The sequence below is a fragment of the Pedobacter cryophilus genome (genome assembly GCF_005116455.1).
GTDB lineage: Bacteria > Bacteroidota > Bacteroidia > Sphingobacteriales > Sphingobacteriaceae > Pseudopedobacter > Pseudopedobacter cryophilum.
The window spans coordinates 144992-163781 of the sequence record NZ_SWBP01000003.1 but is presented as its reverse complement, the minus strand read 5'-3'; the positions used below and the strand labels follow the sequence as shown (position 1 = coordinate 163781).

The 18790-nt window shown below is 32.0% G+C and carries 16 protein-coding genes; 12 read left to right on the top strand and 4 right to left on the bottom strand.

Features of this window, described 5'->3' with window-relative positions; translation table 11 throughout:
- Positions 1–4: 4 nt before the first annotated feature.
- Both FA046_RS09740 and ppsA read left to right on the top strand, forming a co-directional pair.
- Positions 5–754, top strand: coding sequence for an LOG family protein (locus FA046_RS09740; RefSeq protein ID WP_136826218.1), 750 nt, complete (start codon positions 5–7; stop codon positions 752–754).
- A gap of 165 nt (positions 755–919) precedes the next feature.
- On the top strand, positions 920–3319 hold the full coding sequence (gene ppsA / locus FA046_RS09735) for a phosphoenolpyruvate synthase (RefSeq protein ID WP_225870910.1): 2400 nt from the start codon (positions 920–922) through the stop codon (positions 3317–3319).
- A 63-nt stretch (positions 3320–3382) separates the two neighbouring features.
- On the opposite strand, the gene FA046_RS09730 is transcribed toward ppsA, so the two are convergent.
- The gene (locus FA046_RS09730; RefSeq protein WP_136826217.1) at positions 3383–3706 is read right to left on the bottom strand and encodes a phosphoribosylpyrophosphate synthetase; all 324 of its coding nucleotides are present in this window, start codon (positions 3704–3706) and stop codon (positions 3383–3385) included.
- A gap of 147 nt (positions 3707–3853) precedes the next feature.
- Positions 3854–4078 carry a hypothetical protein gene (locus FA046_RS09725; RefSeq protein WP_136826216.1) on the bottom strand — a complete coding sequence of 75 codons (225 nt, stop codon included), beginning with the start codon at positions 4076–4078 and terminating at the stop codon, positions 3854–3856.
- Positions 4079–4301: 223 nt separating this feature from the next.
- Here FA046_RS09725 and FA046_RS09720 point away from each other — a divergent pair, with 223 nt between their 5' ends.
- The gene (locus tag FA046_RS09720) at positions 4302–5138 is read left to right on the top strand and encodes a universal stress protein (protein ID WP_136826215.1); all 837 of its coding nucleotides are present in this window, start codon (positions 4302–4304) and stop codon (positions 5136–5138) included.
- Positions 5139–5174: 36 nt separating this feature from the next.
- Here the strand turns inward: FA046_RS09720 and FA046_RS09715 are convergent, their stop codons facing one another.
- Complete coding sequence (locus FA046_RS09715) at positions 5175–5477, bottom strand: hypothetical protein (protein WP_136826214.1); 303 nt, start codon at positions 5475–5477, stop codon at positions 5175–5177.
- 117 nt (positions 5478–5594) lie between these two features.
- Complete coding sequence (locus tag FA046_RS09710) at positions 5595–7247, bottom strand: sensor histidine kinase (protein WP_136826213.1); 1653 nt, start codon at positions 7245–7247, stop codon at positions 5595–5597.
- A gap of 516 nt (positions 7248–7763) precedes the next feature.
- Here FA046_RS09710 and FA046_RS09705 point away from each other — a divergent pair.
- From FA046_RS09705 to FA046_RS09665, 9 genes are all read left to right on the top strand, one after another.
- A complete protein-coding gene (locus tag FA046_RS09705) occupies positions 7764–8531 on the top strand; it encodes a polysaccharide biosynthesis/export family protein (protein ID WP_136826212.1) in 768 nt (255 codons plus the stop codon).
- Between the two features lie 34 nt (positions 8532–8565).
- Entirely contained in the window at positions 8566–10869 is a 2304-nt protein-coding gene (locus FA046_RS09700; RefSeq protein ID WP_136826211.1) for a GumC family protein, read from the top strand.
- A gap of 283 nt (positions 10870–11152) precedes the next feature.
- A complete protein-coding gene (locus FA046_RS09695) occupies positions 11153–11683 on the top strand; it encodes a UpxY family transcription antiterminator (protein WP_136826210.1) in 531 nt (176 codons plus the stop codon).
- 1 nt (position 11684) lies between these two features.
- Positions 11685–12986: a nucleotide sugar dehydrogenase gene (locus FA046_RS09690; protein WP_136826209.1), complete on the top strand. Its 1302-nt coding sequence runs from the start codon at positions 11685–11687 to the stop codon at positions 12984–12986.
- A gap of 28 nt (positions 12987–13014) precedes the next feature.
- On the top strand, positions 13015–14043 hold the full coding sequence (locus FA046_RS09685) for an SDR family oxidoreductase (RefSeq protein WP_136826208.1): 1029 nt from the start codon (positions 13015–13017) through the stop codon (positions 14041–14043).
- A gap of 52 nt (positions 14044–14095) precedes the next feature.
- Positions 14096–15193, top strand: coding sequence for an acyltransferase family protein (locus FA046_RS09680; protein WP_136826207.1), 1098 nt, complete (start codon positions 14096–14098; stop codon positions 15191–15193).
- 93 nt (positions 15194–15286) lie between these two features.
- Positions 15287–16729: a lipopolysaccharide biosynthesis protein gene (locus FA046_RS09675; RefSeq protein WP_136826206.1), complete on the top strand. Its 1443-nt coding sequence runs from the start codon at positions 15287–15289 to the stop codon at positions 16727–16729.
- A complete protein-coding gene (locus FA046_RS09670) occupies positions 16726–17895 on the top strand; it encodes a DegT/DnrJ/EryC1/StrS family aminotransferase (RefSeq protein WP_136826205.1) in 1170 nt (389 codons plus the stop codon). The genes FA046_RS09675 and FA046_RS09670 overlap by 4 nt, the downstream gene beginning before the upstream one ends.
- A gap of 31 nt (positions 17896–17926) precedes the next feature.
- On the top strand, positions 17927–18784 hold the full coding sequence (locus tag FA046_RS09665; RefSeq protein ID WP_136826204.1) for a glycosyltransferase family 2 protein: 858 nt from the start codon (positions 17927–17929) through the stop codon (positions 18782–18784).
- The last annotated feature ends 6 nt before the right edge of the window (positions 18785–18790 follow it).

Genomic DNA, 18790 nt, shown 5'->3' with positions numbered 1-18790 from the left:
TTTTATGAAAAGGCAACAACATTCTACTAGTGAAATTAAGTTTTTAGCAGGTCCACAATCCAGATGGAGGGATTTTAAATTTATTGTTGTTACCTTTTTTCAATTTGTAAGAGGATTTAGAATCTTACATTTTGTTGGGCCTTGTATTACATTTTTTGGATCGGCAAGGTTTAAGGAAGACCACGAATATTATAAATTTACCAGAGAAGCAGCCGGAGAAATGGCTAAACTAGGTTTTACTATTCTTACTGGTGGTGGCCCTGGTTTAATGGAAGCCGCCAACAGGGGAGCAAAAGATGTGGGCGGACGATCTGTTGGTTGTAACATTAAATTACCTTTAGAACAACATAGAAACCAATATTTAGATAGATGGGTGAGTATTAAATACTTTTTTATTCGTAAAATATTATTGGTAAAATATTCTTACGCCTTTGTGGTAATGCCTGGCGGTTTTGGTACTATGGACGAATATTTTGAAGCGCTCACCTTAATGCAAACTAATATTATTAAAGATTTTCCGGTAATTGTTTTTTATAAAGATTTTCATCAAGAATTGGTGCAACACATGGCTAAAATGGTAAAAGAAGGAACCATATCAAAACAAGACAGGGAACTTTACCTCATTACAGATTCTTTAGAGGATGCTGTTGCACTGGTGAAAGAAAAATGTATAAAGAAGTTTAAATTAAGAGAAGAGAAAAAATTTAGACCAGCAAAATGGTTATTCGAAAAAAGATTTACCAAACAAGCTTGATTAGAATCATTTTAGTGCTTGATGCCCATCAACACTATAAAAGCTTTAAAAATAGACTTTTATAGTAGAATGTTTTAATGATATCATTGCTTTAAATTTCATCATCAGCCCTTATAAAACATTTAAAAAATCACCAGAAGATATCATTCTACAATTCTAAAAATTTTGAAAATTAAACTTTCTATGATGAGTTATATCAAAAAATTCTCTGAAATTTCTATTAAAGATTTAAGTGAAGTAGGTGGAAAAAATGCTTCATTAGGTGAAATGTATAATAAGTTGGCATCGCAAAATATTGCCATTCCTAATGGTTTTGCAGTTACATCCTCTGCATTTAAGCATTTTATAGCATACAATAAGCTTGATGGAGTACATACCCGCCTGATGGCAGATTTAGATCGAAAAAACTTTTCTAACCTTAAGCAAATAGGAGAGAAAGCCAGAGAATTAATACTACATGCTAGAATATCTAATGATTTGATAGAAGCTATTTCTTTTGCTTATTCAGAAGTTTTTGCAAATAATGATCCGGCTGTAGCAGTAAGAAGTAGCGCCACAGCCGAGGATTTACCCGAAGCAAGTTTTGCCGGTCAGCATGAATCTTATTTAAACATCAGTGGAAACGAAAAATTAATATTAGCGGTAAAAAAATGCTTTGCCTCTTTATATACAGATAGAGCCATAAAATACCGAGAAGATAAAGGTTTTGACCATTCTAAGGTGTTTTTATCTGTTGGTATACAAGAAATGGTAAGGGCTGATAAGGGCTGTTCTGGTGTAGGATTTACTTTAGATCCAGATTCTGGATTTGCCGGGGTAATTCATTTTGAAGGCGTTTGGGGTTTAGGAGAAAACATGGTGCAGGGTACGGTTAACCCTGATGAATTTTTGCTGTTTAAAACATCGCTTAGAAAAAAGAAATTTCCAATTATTCAAAAAAAACTAGGTTCTAAGCAGCAAATGATGGTTTATGCTGATGATACCGCTCAAAATACAAATAACATTACTACACCAAGTGAACTCCAAAATCAATTTATTTTAAATGATGAGGAAATCACCTTATTAGGGAATTGGGCGCTTATTATTGAAGATTATTATAAAAAGCCAATGGATATAGAGTGGGCAAAAGACGGTTTAAGTGGCGAATTATTTATTTTACAAGCCCGACCAGAAACTGTTCACAGTCAAAAAAAATCTTTAGAGATTACAGAATTTAAGCTTTTAGAAACCAAAGAACCTTTGTTAAAAGGACAAGCCATTGGCAGTAAAATTATTTCGGGAAAAGCCCGAATTATTCAGTCTCCAGAAGAGTCTGATGATTTAGAACCCGGAGATATATTGGTTACCAATTTAACCAGCCCAGATTGGGATCCCATTCTAAAAACAGTTTCGGCAATTATTACCAATAAAGGTGGGCGAACCAGTCATGCATCAATTATTGCCCGAGAATTAGGAGTACCCGCAATAGTTGGTACCGCCAATGCAACTGAGCTAATTAAAGATGGCCAAACCATTACCGTAAACTGTGCCGAAGGAAACACCGGATTAGTTTATGATGGGGTTTTAACTTGGGAGGAAAAAGTACTGGATTTTAAAAATGTGCATCTTCCAAATCATCCTCAAATATGTTTTATTCTTGGCGACCCTGAAAAAGCTTTTAACCTCTCATTTTACCCAAATAATGGGGTAGGCTTAATGCGAATGGAGTTTATTATTAGTCATCAGGTTAAAATACATCCAATGGCCTTGGTTAATTTTAATACCTTAAAAAATTTAAAGGATAAAAAAGTTATTAGAGATTTAACGCAACAATATCCAGAAAAGGGCACTTACTTTATTGATAAACTTGCAGAAGGAATAGCCATTATAGCAGCCGCATTTTATCCTAAAGATGTAATTGTAAGGATGAGTGATTTTAAAACTAATGAATACGCTAATTTATTGGGAGGCAAAGAATTTGAACCAGAAGAAGAAAACCCTATGCTTGGTTTTAGAGGGGCATCCCGTTATTATAATGATTTATATAAACCCGGTTTTAAGTTAGAATGTGAAGCTGTTAAACGAGTACGAGATGATATGGGATTGGATAATGTGAAGCTAATGATTCCATTTTGCCGAACCCCAGATGAAGGTGAAAAAGTGATAGAATTAATGAAAACCTATGGCTTGGTAAGAGGAAAAAACAAGCTAGAGATATATGTAATGGCCGAAATTCCTTCTAATATTTTACTTGCGGAAGAATTAGCTGGTTTATTTGATGGATTTTCTATCGGATCTAATGATCTTACTCAACTTATTTTAGGTGTAGATAGAGACTCGGCATTGGTGGCTTCTTTATTTGATGAAAATAATTTAGCCAGTAAAGAGATGATTAAATTATTAATTCAAACAGCGCATAAATGCGGTTCTAAAGTTGGTATTTGTGGCCAAGGACCTGGAGATTCTGTAGAATTTGCACAATTTTTAGTAGAAGAAGGGATAGATAGTATTTCTTTTAACCCTGATATGTTTTTGAAAGGGTTAGATTTAGTTTCTAAACTAGCTTTACAGCATGAAATGAGGTGAAAAATTAGGAGAAAACTATAATTAGTCTTCTCCTAAAATATTCATCCTTCGGTTTAGTTTATGTTAAATTGATAGGTGTAAATGATGGGTTTGCATAATAGTAAAGCTAGGTATGGGTTGATCTTTACTTTGTGTGTTTTCCTTAAAATCGTACAAAATTCCTTTTGTTCCGTCTTTGGTGGTAAGGGCATATAAAATGCTCATGCTCCCTTTTTGATGTACTGATGGAAAAGAATGAGTTTCTTCAATAATAATATCTTTAAAAGGGATTTTTAATCCAAGCGCTAAACTTATTAAAAAATCATTTTGGTGATGAAAAAAATTTAATCTATAACCTCTTTTTCTTAGATCATAAATGGCAGTGTTTAAAGATGAATAAGTTTTCATTATAGTTTTAGGGTTTGTTTTAAACAAATATGTAGAAACCTACTGTCTAATTAAATGATCTTTATCAGGTATTTTATTGATTTTAGTTGGATAATAATCTGCTTAAAATCAATTAATTACATAATTTACTGTCAAAAAAAAGTATAATTAAGAAATGGTAATATCTTTTTTAAACACAAACTCTCTTCCTTCATGTTCCCATTCTAGTAAAATTTTCCATTGTCCTTTTTCAATCCCATCTAAAGGAACCTCTATTACATCTTTTCCTTGGCTATCTACCGGTAAAATGTGTTGAATATTTTTAGCATCTACGCCCATTAAGTGCATGGTTCCTTTTATAGGATGGCAAAATTGCATTTTAAATATGTTCATGATTTCTAAATTTAAGTAAGGTGATTTAATTATTCACTTTTTCAATCTTGTTCTATTAACTAAAAATAACCATCTGCTTTTATATATATTTTGATAAAGATCACGTCATAGATTGATTATGATTGAATTTTAAAGTTTTTTAGAAATCACGATCAACTTTGTAATTGATATTATTCAGCACATTTTTGTTTAAGATTTAAGAAATTTGATTAAAAATTTATTTATGAAAAATATTTTTGTTTTCACTGATTTTTCATTCCGCTCATTTAATGCCGCCAGGTATGCATTAATGTTGGCCAGTACTTTTGAAAGCGCAAAAATTGTACTTTATCATTCTTATGTGTTTAGCCCAACAGATGAAGGTTATTTGCCCTATCCGGTAGATTTAGAAACATTAAGGGCCGAGAGTTTAGCTAAACTTAATGACTTAGAAACTTCATTAACACCATTTATAACTAGCGGAATTACCATGATGAGTGTAACAGACGGTAATCCATTATTAGATGCGGTAGATTTATGTAAAGAAGAAGAAATAGATTTATGCGTAATGGGATGCAAAGGGCATTCTAATGCAGCTCAAATATTATACGGAAGCCAAACTTCTGTACTTATTTATAGGTTTCCACTTCCTTTATTAGTAGTGCCGGCTGAAGTAGTTTATCACCCCATACAATTGGTGGCTTATGCCTGCGAACTTAAAAATATAGAACAAATTCCTGCCGATACTATTATCTCTTTTATTAAGGCTTTTCATAGTAAATTTTATGTGCTAAACGTTGATCCTCATAAAGAAGAGAGAGCCGATATTGAAACCATATTGGCACAAGAAAAATTACATCAATTATTAGATGAAATTAATCCCGAATATTATTATACCAGTGGTAGCCATATTGCAGAAAACATCGAGAATTTTGCGAAAGAAAAAAATGTAGATGTTTTAATAGCCGTTCATAAAAAACATGGGCTATTTCATGATTTATTTTATAGCAGTACCACTAAAAAATTAGCCTTAAGTGGCGTAAAGCCTTTATTAGTGCTCAAAGAAAACAGTTTCACCTAATATCTAATTTTAGGCTGCTAATAAATATAAAATGTTTTAATGATTTTCTTGGTGATGATTATCTTCAGAATCAACTGTTGATTGTAGGTTCACCTCGCCGCTACAATCAAAAAGTATCCCATGTTGTCCTTCTTTAATGCTAATTGCATAAAGCACACTTTTTTTTTCATTTTCATCTGATACTGGGATAGTATGTACCTCATCAATATTAACGTTATCAATAGGCACTACCAACTCTAAAGGGAAACAAATAATATTATCTTCATAATAATAAAAGTTTAACCTATAACCTCGTTTACGAAGATCAAATACAGCATCATTAAGAGTTAAATAGCTCATCTTATTCAAAAAATATCTTTTATCAAAAATGCGAAAAACGAATGCTCCGCTTACTGATTACTGTCAGAATACTAAATGATTATGATTTTTTGTTAGAAATATAAACGGTAAAAAACGCTAGTGATGATCTATTTCGTGGAATGAAACTTCAATTCTTGTACCTATGCCTAATTTGCTTTTACACTCTAATTTACCATCCATTTGTTCTACATATTTACTTACAATGTGTAAACCCAAACCGGTACCTTGTATCTGACTAGCATTAGAACCTCTAAAAAAACGATCGAAAAGATGTTCTTTATCTTCGTCAGAAATACCTACGCCTCTATCTTTAACCACAAGTGTAAATTCACGATCGTGTTTTTTTGTACTTATTGTAATGGCAGATCCTTCTTGAGAAAATTTAATAGCGTTTGATAGTAAATTAATTACAATATGTTTTAGCATACCTGCATCTAAAAATAGGTTTACATCTCCTTCATGCCTGTATATAATAATTTGATCTTTTTTAAGCAAACCATTTAACTCATTAATAATTTCTTTAATATGAGTTTTTAAATTAAATGAGGTATTACGTACTTGTATTTTACCTTCTTCTATTTTACTGATTGATAAAAAATCATTTAAAATATCTTTTAGCAAGTTTGTAGAAGAAACAATACGCTTTACATGTTTTTCTCTTTTATCATGATCTTTGGATTCTTTATATTGAGAAATAATAAAAGCGGAAGAAAGAATAACACTTAACGGGGTTCTAAATTCATGAGAGGCCAGGGAAAGAAATTTAAATCGGAGATCGCTAAGCTCTTTTTCTTTTTCAAGAACTTTTTTCATTTCAATTTCTGCTTCTTTACGTTTAGAAATATCTTTACAAAAACCTATATAACCTTCTTTAGATGAATGAGAACCGCATCCGCCTATTCTGTTTAGGGTAAGTAATACCGGAAACTTAGATCCATCTTTACGTACAAAAGAGAACTCGTACTCGTTTGGTAGTCCCATATCTGTTTTGGCAAATAAAGTAGAAAACCCAGTACCTATTTCCTTTTTAAATTCTTTAGTTAATTCTTTTTGCCTTTCTTCTAGTTCTTCTTTATCAAAAAATATAATAGGAGTAGTTTTATCTATCACTTCATTTGCGTTATAACCTAGGTGTGTTTCTGCACTAGTATTAAACATTTTAATAATACCTTCACTATCTGTTACAAATAAAATAGCTTCTGTAAAGTTTAATATGTTTTTAAGAAAACTATTTACCCTCTTAATTTCTGCGTCTTTAACTTCAGTTTCGGCAATTAACTTGGCCAGGGTTTTAACAGTTTGACTCATGGATTGAGTTCTTTCTTCAATCTTTTTTTCTAGCTCGGCATTTAATTCTATTAAATCCAGTTCTGCTTTTTTACGTTTAGAAATATCATTAACAAGTACAATAATATAATTGCCTTCATTAGAGTTAGAATAATCAAATGAGATTTCTACAGGAAATTGAGTTCCATCTTTTTTAATGGCAGTAACCTCTATTTCTAGTCCAGCATAATCATCAATAAAATTTTGTTTGTTTGTTTTAGCTTCTCTAGGATCGAGAGCTAAAAATTTGTTGGGAATTAGGTTTTCTATAGTTGTATTAATTAACTCATCTTCTGTATATCCAAATTGCTTGAGTAAAAAACGATTCACCATAACAATGACCCCATCATCATTTGTTACAATTACGCCCATAGATACATTTTCACATAATGTACTTAAGCTAAGTTCTATTTTTTTATTCATAAGATATTATAACGGGTAGGTTCTATCAAATTTAATAAAAAAACATTTAAATAATCTAATTTTTAAGGATTGAATACGTACCTAATTACATCGTTTTTAATCATTTATAAATAAGCCAATAAATAAAATACTAGTTTCTTCTTTGGTTTGCTTTTTCTAATAAAGGCTTGTAATAATGTTATGAGTACTTCTCTATAGCTTTAGGTACACCATTAAGAATGATATTCTTATCAAACTGAAATAACCCTCAGAAAAACATCTTAACAATCTATTTACTTTGAGTTAAATGTAATTGGGTGTAGAAACCACGAAAAATTTTTATCGAAAACTTATTTTGGTAAATATTTTTTGTGGGATGTGTGAAATGCAGTACTCAAACCTGTAAAAATACCTGTAAAAATTACACAATTCGATTTACAACCACCTAAAGTCTATCATTTTTCTTGTGATAAGTCTATACATTTAAATCATAATATTTAATAATAGGTTGTTTAATTTTAAATAAAAGTAAATTTTATGAACAGATTTTATATTTTTTATTCGTTCTGCTTAATTTTATTAAGCTCATCATGTGCTCCGAGGAGAAACCTTGTTTATTTTAGTGATTTATCTAACAAAACTGGAAACGACCAGTTAATTATCGCTGATACAGAGCCAAAAATCCAAACCAATGATTTATTAAGTGTAACCATTAATACACTTAGTAGCGAGTCTAACATCTTATTTTCATCAAACACCAACAACATTAACAAAAGTGGTTATTTTGAGAAAGACGGTTATCGGGTAGATAAGGAAGGCAATATCAATTTGCCAGTTGCCGGTCTTATTCCTTTAAAAGGTTTAACCTTAGAACAGGCCCAACAACGAATGGTTAAAACACTAAGTAATTATGTGAAGAACCCCATTGTTAACATCCAATTTCAAAATTTCAGAATCACCGTTATTGGTGAAGTGAATAACCCCGCAACATTTAACATCCCTAATGAACAAATTAATTTATTAGAAGCATTAGGCATGGCCGGAGATTTAACAGTTTACGGAAAACGAGAAAATGTATTAGTCATAAGGGAAATAGATGGTAAACGAACTATCGTACGTATGAACCTTAACAACAGAGATGTCCTTAATTCGCCCTACTTCTACCTAAAGCAGAACGACGTAATCTATGTGGAACCAGACAAATCTAAATCAATAGAATACAGCCCAAATAACCGTTTAATGCCACTTGTAGTCGCCACAATATCTGCAATAGCAGTATTATCTACAGCATTATTATCAAACTAAATTTTTTATTAAAGTACCATTAAATTAAAAAATCATGGCTTTACCATCAAAAAAACATCAGTCTTTTTCAACAAAAGAAGACACCACAGAATCACTGCTAAAATATCTTAAATACTGGTATGTATTTGCAATTGCTATTGTATTATGCCTAAGTGCAGCTTATGCATATATTACTTACGCAACTCCTTTTTACAAAGTAAGCAGCACTTTATTAATCCAAAACGATTTTAAAGGTGATGGATTATTAAAAGGAACAGCTTTTAGCGATTTAGATATGTTTCATGCTGCCAGAACCGTTGATAATGAAATGGAAGTATTAAGATCAAGAGATTTGATCTATAAAACTTTAAAAGATCTTTCCTTAGAAACACGCTATCACCAGGTAGGAAAAATTAACGATAAAGAATTGTATGATCAATCTTTACCCATTAAAGTAGTTATTTACAACTTAAATAATAAGGCCTATGCTCAAAAATTAAACCTTATTATAAAAAATGAAGATACTTTTTCTATCACTAATAATGGAAAAAGAGTGACTTACAGATTCGACCAACTCATTACCGGACCAGGTTATAGCATAAAAGTAATTAAAGGCCCTGCATTTAAAACCAATTTTGAGCCTATTGATATAGCTTTTAAAGATTTATATTCTATGGCAGAATATTATAGCTTAACATCACTTACTATTTTGCCAATTGTTAAAGATGCCAACACCATTGTAATTAGTCTTTTAGATAATGTACCGCAAAGAGGGGTAGACATTTTAAATAAATTGATTGAAAATTATAATGGGCGAAATGTTGATACCAAAAACATAGTTGCAAGAAATACCATTCGCTTTATTGATGATCGTTTAAGAAGTCTTTCTAGTGATTTATCTGTAGTAGAACAAGATGTAGAAGATTACAAACAACGCAACCGAGTAACCAATTTTAATGCTGATGCTGAGATAAATTTAAAAACATCAGGTAATTATGATCAAGAATTATCTCAATCACAAATTCAGTTAGATGTTATACAATCTTTAGAAGAATACCTTAACCAAGAAGATAGCAAATATGAAATTGTACCTAGCACACTTGGTATAGGAGATGTTACTTTAACCAACCTGATAAACAGGTATAATGACATGCAAATAGACAGGCAACGTTTATTGCGTAGTAATAAAAGCAGCAATCCACTTATTGTAAATATTGATGATCAATTGGTAGCGTTAAAATCTAACCTAAAAGAAAACCTAAGAAATGTAAGAAGAGGACTTTCTTTAGCCAGAAACAATTACTTATCAAAATCTAATCAATATGAATCTAGAATAAGGAATGTTCCTACTATTGAGCGTGGTTTAATGGAGCGCAACAGAACGCAAGCTGTGCAGGCTGGTTTGTATGAATATCTTTTACAAAAACGAGAAGAAACAGCCTTGTCTTTATCTGCAACTATTCCAACTTCTCAGGTAGTAGATAAACCAGCTTATAATACCAATCCGGCTAAGCCAAAAGAAGCTTTAATTTACTTATGCTCTTTATTTGCAGGTTTCCTTTTACCATTATTTATATTCTTTGGTAAGGATAAGTTAAATACAAAAGTGCAAGATGTAAATGATGTACAATTGATTGGAGGCACAAGAATTTTAGGCGAGTTAAGCCATAAAGAAGAGAACAATACAGTTGTGATTAAAAAAGGTAGCCGTACCACCATTTCAGAATTGTTTAGATACATCAGATCTAACCTGGGTTTAATGAATAACCATTTACCTAGTCAGGTTTTATTGGTTACATCAGGAAGCAAAGGAGAGGGTAAAACATTTTTCTCTATAAACTTAGGTGTTACCCTTTCTATGGTTGATAAAAAAGTAATCATCATAGAATTTGATTTACGCAAACCCGATTTAATCAAAGGCATCAACATGAAATATGAAAAAGGCCTAACTGATTATTTAGATGATGATAATATGGATTTATCAGAAGTAATTAAACCCTCTGGAGTGTCACCAAATATGTTTGTAATAGGCTGTGGTAAATTACCTGATGATCCATCAGATTTATTACACAGTAGAAAAATAAAAAGCATGTTTGATGAGCTTAGGAAAAAGTTTGATTACATCATTGTAGATACCTCACCGGTTGGCTTAGTATCAGATGCGTTTAGCCTTGCCCAATATACTGATGCTAGTATTTACTTAATCAGATACAATTTTACCAGAAAAATGCAATTAGGTGTATTAGAAGATATTTGTGAAAACAAAAAGCTTAAAAACTTAATGATTGTATTTAACGATGCTAAGAAAGAAAACATGAAATCTTACGGATACGGTGGATATGCTTATGAAGCTTCCTAAAGTTTAAAAAGATTATTCAAAACATTAGACCTGTGAAAAAGCCAGACTGGTAAACCTTATTTGTACCAGTATAGAAATATAATTTACCCGATAGATGCTGTTTGTTTAACAAACAGACGGAAGATAAGTGCGCTAGATTAAAACATGAAAACAGAAGTCTCTACAATAAAAAAGAGGTTTCTAAAGCTAAAAAGAACAAATTTTTAAAAAAAAATAATCATGTAAGTGAGTTAGCGAAGCTGTATCTGAACCACATATCTATCAAATTAGTTTATAAAAAACTATGGAAAACAATATCAATATAAAATCACAAACCATGAGAAACTGGTTTGTGATTTATACCCGAGCCAGATGGGAGAAAAAAGTTGATCAACTATTAAAACAACAGGGGATCAATTCATTTTGTCCGTTAAGAAAAGTAAAAAATCAATGGGCTGATAGAATGAAAGTAGTAGAGTTTCCATTATTCAGCTCTTATGTTTTTGTAAACATCAATTTAAAAGAAGAACAAGTAGTTAGACAAACTCACGGCGTATTAAATTTTATTTATTATATGGGAAAGCCAGCAATCATTAGATCTAATGAAATTGATATGATCAAACAAATTTTAGTAGAAACTCCGGATGTGGAAATAATGAGCTTAAAAGATATTAACGTTGGTGATAGGGTAACCATTAAAAATGGGCTTTTATGTAACCAAGAAGGTAGCATTATTAAGGTAACAGGTAAAACTGTTTTAATGGTGTTTGATAATTTAGAATGCGCTTTGGTAAGTCGTGTTGCGGTTGAAAACCTAGCTTTAATTCCTTCCTAAAATGAAAAATGAGATCGTTAAAAACACCAAAATTGCCGTAGTAGGCTTGGGTTATGTTGGTTTGCCTTTAGCCGTAGAATTTGCAAGATATTATAAAGTATTTGGCTTTGATGTGCATAACAACAGGGTAGATGAGTTAAAAACAGGTTTTGATCATACCAAAGAAATAGAGCAAAACCAATTAGAAGAAGTACTTACTACAGATTGTACTAGCCTTAAAGGTTTATACTGCACCAGCGAATTAGAAAAAATAAGATCTTGTAATGTATTTATTATTACTGTTCCAACACCTGTTGATAAGCATAACCGGCCAGATTTGAATCCACTTTTAAAGGTGAGTAAAATGATTGCATCAGTACTTAAAAAAGGCGATACCGTGATTTATGAATCAACAGTATATCCTGGCGTAACTGAAGATGAATGTGTGCCCATCTTAGAAAAAAACTCGGGTTTAAAGTACAACATTGATTTTTTTGCAGGCTATTCGCCAGAGCGAATTAACCCTGGAGATAAAGAACATTCGGTTACAAAAATCCATAAAATCACTTCGGGCTCTACACCAGAAGTAGCAGAATTTGTAGATAGCTTATACCGTTCAATTATTGTTGCAGGCACCCATAAAGCCGAATCTATAAAAGTTGCCGAAGCGGCAAAAGTGATAGAAAATGCGCAACGAGACATTAACATAGCCTTTGTGAATGAGCTTGCCATGATTTTTAACCGATTAGGTATAGACACTGGGCAAGTATTAAGAGCTGCCGGCACAAAGTGGAACTTCTTAAATTTTAGTCCGGGTTTGGTAGGAGGGCATTGCATTGGCGTTGATCCCTATTATTTGGCCCAAAAAGCACAGGAAGTGGGTTATCATCCCGAAATTATTTTAGCAGGCCGAAGAGTTAATGATGGAATGGGCGCTTATGTGGCAGATCAGTTGGTGAAATCTATGTTAGCTAAAGGCACTCATATAGCTAACAGTGAGGTACTTATTTTGGGCTTTACCTTTAAAGAAAACTGCCCCGATGTGAGAAATACCAAGGTTATTGATATTGTAAAACGTTTAGAAGAATACCAAATAAAGGTAAACATACATGATCCCATGGCTAACGCTTTACAAGTAAAAGAAACTTATGGGGTGATTTGCCAAAATGGCGAATCAAAAAAGAAAACTTATGATGCCATATTACTAGCGGTTGCACACCATCAATTTAAAGACATGGATTTGTCTAAAATGTGCAAAGAAAACACCGTAGTATATGATATTAAAGCCGCCCTGCCTCAGGCCATAGTAGACATTCGTTTATAATTTTTAATCTTCTTAAAAGCAATTTAAAATGTACAATATACCTTATCATGGAGAAAAAGACTTGTCTAAATGTAGTTTTTTAGTAACAGGTGGAGCCGGCTTTATAGGCTCTAATTTGGTGGCTTATTTATTAAAATTTGGTGCCGGAAAAGTGAGGGTTCTGGATAATTTTTCGACAGGATTTATGAAAAATCTAGAAGAATTTTCTTTCTATTCTTCCTTTGAATTGATAGAAGGAGACATCAGAAATTTAGATGATTGTAAAAGAGCGGTTGAAGGAATAAATATTGTTTTTCATGAAGCCGCATTAGGTTCGGTACCTCGCTCTATAGAAGACCCAATTACTACCAATGATGTAAATATCAAAGGTTTTTTAAATATGTTAATCGCATCAAAAGATGCTAAGGTGCAAAGAATGGTTTATGCAGCTTCATCATCAACCTACGGAGACTGCAATCATTTACCAAAAGTAGAAGACAAAATTGGCAAACCGTTATCGCCTTATGCCATTACAAAATATGTTAATGAGCTTTACGCCGATGTTTTTAATCGCCTTTATGGCTTAGAATATATTGGACTACGTTATTTTAATGTATTTGGCCCAAAGCAAAACCCAGATGGAGCTTATGCAGCCGTTATTCCAAAATTCATATCGAGTTTAATAGCTCATGAAGAACCTATCATTAACGGAGATGGAAAAAACTCTAGAGATTTTACCTATATAGAAAATGTGGTGCAAGCCAATATTATTGCAGCCTTAAGTAAAAATTCTTTTGCTGTAAATCAAATTTACAATGTGGCTTATGGCGAGCAAACCTCTTTAAATGAATTGGCTATTTTACTAAGAGACCAATTAGCACAAGTTGACCCAGATATTGCTGGTGTACATTTTAACTATGGAAAAGAGCGTAACGGAGATATTCCACATTCTTTAGCTTCTATTGTAAAAGCCAAACATTTGTTAGATTATTTCCCATACTTCTCTATTAAAGAGGGATTGCAAGAAACCGTAAAATCTTATGTAGATGAGCTTAAAGCAGTAAAGGTTTATAGTTAAACCGTAATAGTTCAAATAAAGCCAATCATAAATATTTATAAATAAATAGGCCATGGTACGTTTAAAAGAATTAGATATTTTAAGAGGTCTTGCTTCACTTAATGTGGTAATTTATCATTACACAAGTAGGTATAAAGAAATTTTTAAGGGTCAATCTTCGGTTAATTTTGATTGGGATTATGGTCATTATGGTTTAGAGCTGTTTTTTGTAATCAGTGGTTTTGTAATTTATATGACCCTTCAAAAGGTATCAAGTTTAAAAGAATTCTCTTACAAAAGGTTTGTTAGATTGTATCCGGCATATTGGATTTGCATTCTCCTAACTTTGATACTCACCAGTTTGTGGAAATCACCCAGGATACAAGAATTTACTATTTCTCAAATACTGATGAACTTTACCATGATACAAGGTGTTTTTGAAATCCCAAATGTAGATGGTGCATACTGGTCGCTTATACCCGAATTGTTTTTTTATGCTTCAATGGGTTTAATTTATTACATGGGTTGGCTAAAAAATATTAGAATTATAGCCGTTATATGGCTTACCATTATGATTTTAAACCGACAAGGTATTTTACCTTATGGAGCCTATTTTCTTAACCTAAAGTATGGGATGTTTCTTTTGGCTGGTATTCTTTTTTATAAATTGAGATTTAATAAAGGAAATTTTATAGAGCACTTTCTCATATTATCATGCCTTTTTACAGCAATTTGGGTAAATAACAGGCCTGGTAGTGCTTATGTTTATCCCTGTATATTTGGTATATTTTACTTATTTATTTACGGTAAACTAAAAAACTTCACCTATTCGCCATTATTGTTTTTAGGCTACATCTCTTATCCTTTATATCTATTGCATCAAGAAATTGGTTATTCAATGATCAACTCATTAAATTTTTATATTCATAATGAGTTTATTGTGTTAATGTTAACGCTTTCGCTGATCTTCTTATTAGCCTGGATTGTTAAAACTTATTTAGAAAAACCAATAGTTAATTATTTAAAAACTAAATATTATGCTAAAGCGGTTACTTTAACTCAGCCAGATTTAATAGAAAAACAGCCAATCTTAACAGAAAAGGAGCCAGAATTAACAGATAAAAATATACCAGTTTTGGTTCCTAATAAAGTGAATAGTTTAACACACTAGGTTTAGCTAAACAAAAAAAGCACCTCCGCATTTCCTTTTTCTAAGCATGATTGATTCATTAATAATTGAATCAACCTGATTTACCTATGTTTTATGAGTTTAAGAAAAAAAACATTATCAGGACTGGTATGGACATTTAGCCAGCAATTTGGAGTGCAGTTAATCAGTTTTTTTATCACCATTATTTTAGCAAGAATTTTGGCTCCGGCAGAGTTTGGTATCATCGCCATGTTATCTGTTTTTATTGCCGTTGGGAGTTTACTGGTAGACGGCGGCCTTTCTTCTTCCTTAATTAGAACAGGAATGGCTAACCAAAAAGATTATTCTACAGTGTTCTTTTTTAACCTGGGAGGTAGCTTAATCATCTACGCCATAGTTTATTTATCAGCACCATATATAGCTTCATTTTATAAACAAGACATATTAACACCCGTAATTAGGGTTTATTCTATTGTATTTATTCTCAATGCATTTTATGAAATTCAAAATGCAAGATTGGTGAAAGTGATGAATTTTAAAACACAAGCACTTATTCAAGTTCCTTCTGTTTTAGCCGGTGGTTTGTTGGGAATTGTAATGGCTTTAAACGGGTTTGGAGTTTGGAGTTTGGTTTGGATGAATATATTTCAATCATTTTTAACCACCATTTTTCATTGGATATACTCTAAATGGCGACCATCTTTAATTTTTGATAAAGCCAGCTTTAAAAAACACTTCAATTTTGGTTATAAAATGACTTTATCAGGTTTGATAGATATCATTTATAAAAATATATATGTACTTATTATAGGTAAAAATTACTCGGCAGCACAATTAGGTTTCTATTCACGAGCAGATTCTATAAGTCAGTTACCAACCAACAACATTTCGGTAGCCATAAGTAGTGTAACCTATCCCATGTTTGCCTCCATTTCTGAAGATAATTTTAGGTTAAAAATGGTGTATAAAAAATTAATGCAGCAGGTAATTTTTTGGAATGCATCTATACTTATGTTGCTAGTTGTAATTGCCGAGCCTCTTTTTAGGTTTTTAATTACTGATAAATGGTTGCCTGCAGTACCTTATTTTCAAATATTATGTTTAGCCGGCATTTTTTATCCCTTACATGCTTATAACCTCAATATTTTAAAAGTAAAAGGTAGAAGTGATCTTTTTTTAAAATTAGAAGTCTATAAAAAAGTACTCAGCGTAATAGGAATTTTATTAGTTATTCCTTACGGCATATACGGTTTATTATATTTTCAGCTATTTTTTAATCTAATAGCCTTTTACATTAACTCCACCTATAGTGGAAAATTAATTAATTACCCGGCTAAAGAGCAATTGGCAGATATTACGCCTGCCATCATTCTATCTGCCTTTACCGCATTAATTTGCTTTTTTCTCGACGTTTTTTTACTGCGCACCTTTCAACTTTCTGATTTAGGAAGAATAATGATTGAACCCATTTTCTTTTTCTCTTTCTATCTCGCATTTGGTCAGTTGTTGCAGTTTAATGCCATGTATGATTTTAAACAATTAGTTCTAAAAAGATGATACCAGTAACCAAACCCTTTCTCCCAAAAGCCAAAGAATATGATGACTATGTACATAGCATCTGGGAGCGCCAATGGCTTACCAATAACGGCCCTTTAGTGAATGAACTAGAGCTTAAACTGAAGAACTATCTCCAGGTAGAGCATTTACTTTATGTAACTAATGGCACCTTAGCTTTACAAATTGCAATTAAAGCTTTAGATCTAAAAGGTGAGATTATTACCACGCCTTTTTCTTATGTGGCCACCACCAGCAGTATTGTGTGGGAGGGATGCAAACCTGTTTATACGGATATTGATCCCGAAACTTTTAACATTGATCCTAAAAAAATTGAGGCGGCTATTACACCTCAAACATCGGCTATTTTAGCTACCCATGTTTACGGTAATCCTTGTGATATTGATGCCATACAGGCTATTGCCGATAAATACAACCTAAAAGTGATTTATGATGGTGCACATTGTTTTGGTACCAAATACAAAAACAAATCTGTTTATGAATATGGGGATATTAGTACCACAAGTTTTCACGCTACCAAATTGTTTCATAGCATAGAAGGTGGCGCTGTGTTTACAAAAGATCCAGATTTACTAAAGAAAATGTCTCACATGCGAAATTTTGGGCATAACGGCCCCGAAGATTATAGTGAACTAGGCATTAATGGAAAAAACTGCGAATTTCATGCAGCCATGGGTTTATGTAACCTAAAATATGTTGATGAAATTTTGAAGAAAAGAAAACAACTTTCTCTTTACTACCTAGATAAATTGCAAAATCTAAAAGCAAGCTATCCTAAACTAAATAAAGATTTTGACTATAACTACGCCTACTTTCCGGTTCTTTTTGATACTAAAGAATTGATGCATAAATGCTTAGTGGCATTAGAAGCAGAAAAAGTTTACTGCCGAAGGTATTTTTATCCATCACTATCTTCTTTACCTTATGTGCAGCAAACAGCACTTCCGGTTTGTGATTCTGTAGTTGAAAGAATTATTTGCTTACCGCTTTACCATGCACTTACGTTTTCAGATTTAGACTTAATTACTAGAGTAATATTAAGAGTACAACATTATGATATTGAAGATGTTATGGAAACACAAGTACCCGTAGGTATTGAAGAAGATATAGCTAATATGTTAGTGAGCGCTAATGAAAATGCATCTTAAACAATTATAATCTGATTATAACATCTTACAAATGAATAACTCTGAAATCATGGTAAGCATTTGCTGCATTACCTATAATCACCAAAAATATATTGCACAGGCTCTAGATGGTTTTCTAATGCAAGAAACCAACTTTAAATATGAGATTATTATTGGCGAAGATTGCTCTAAAGACAACACTAGAGCTATAATTGAAGATTACTGCCAAAAATATCCCAACAAAATTCAATTGTTAACCTATGAAAGCAATATTGGAGGGATAAAAAATCAAATAGAGACTTTTAATATTTCTAAAGGTAAATACGTTGCCATGTGTGATGGTGATGATTACTGGACAGATCCATTAAAACTACAAAAACAAGTAGATTTTATGGAGAGTAACCCTAATTATGTGATTTGTTGCCATTACAGCAGAGTGATTGATGATAATAGCGAATTAATATATGAAAATCCATCGCCGATAAGTTTAGAATTTGATTATGAAGATGTTCTTTTGGGCAAAAAAGATGAAACAAGAATTTGTTCATTAATGATTAAAAACAATTGTGGAATCAAAAAAATATGCTTAGAAAATTGGTATTATAACACTTTTGGTGCCGATACTTTTTTGAAGTTATATGCTATGGCTAATACCAACGAAAAAATTTATGTTTTGCCAGAAGTAATGGCTGTTTACCGTTTACATAAAGATGGTGTATATAGTTTGATAGATGGCCGAGTAAGAAAAAGCAAAATGATTAATGATTTTAATATTTTGATTAACAACTTCAGCTACTCTGCTCATTATAAAAAAGAACTTCTAAAAATATATATCACCCAATATTTTTTGTTTGATATCAGGCATTATAATTTCCAAAAAGCTTTAAATACCATCATTACCTTAGTTTAACCCAAT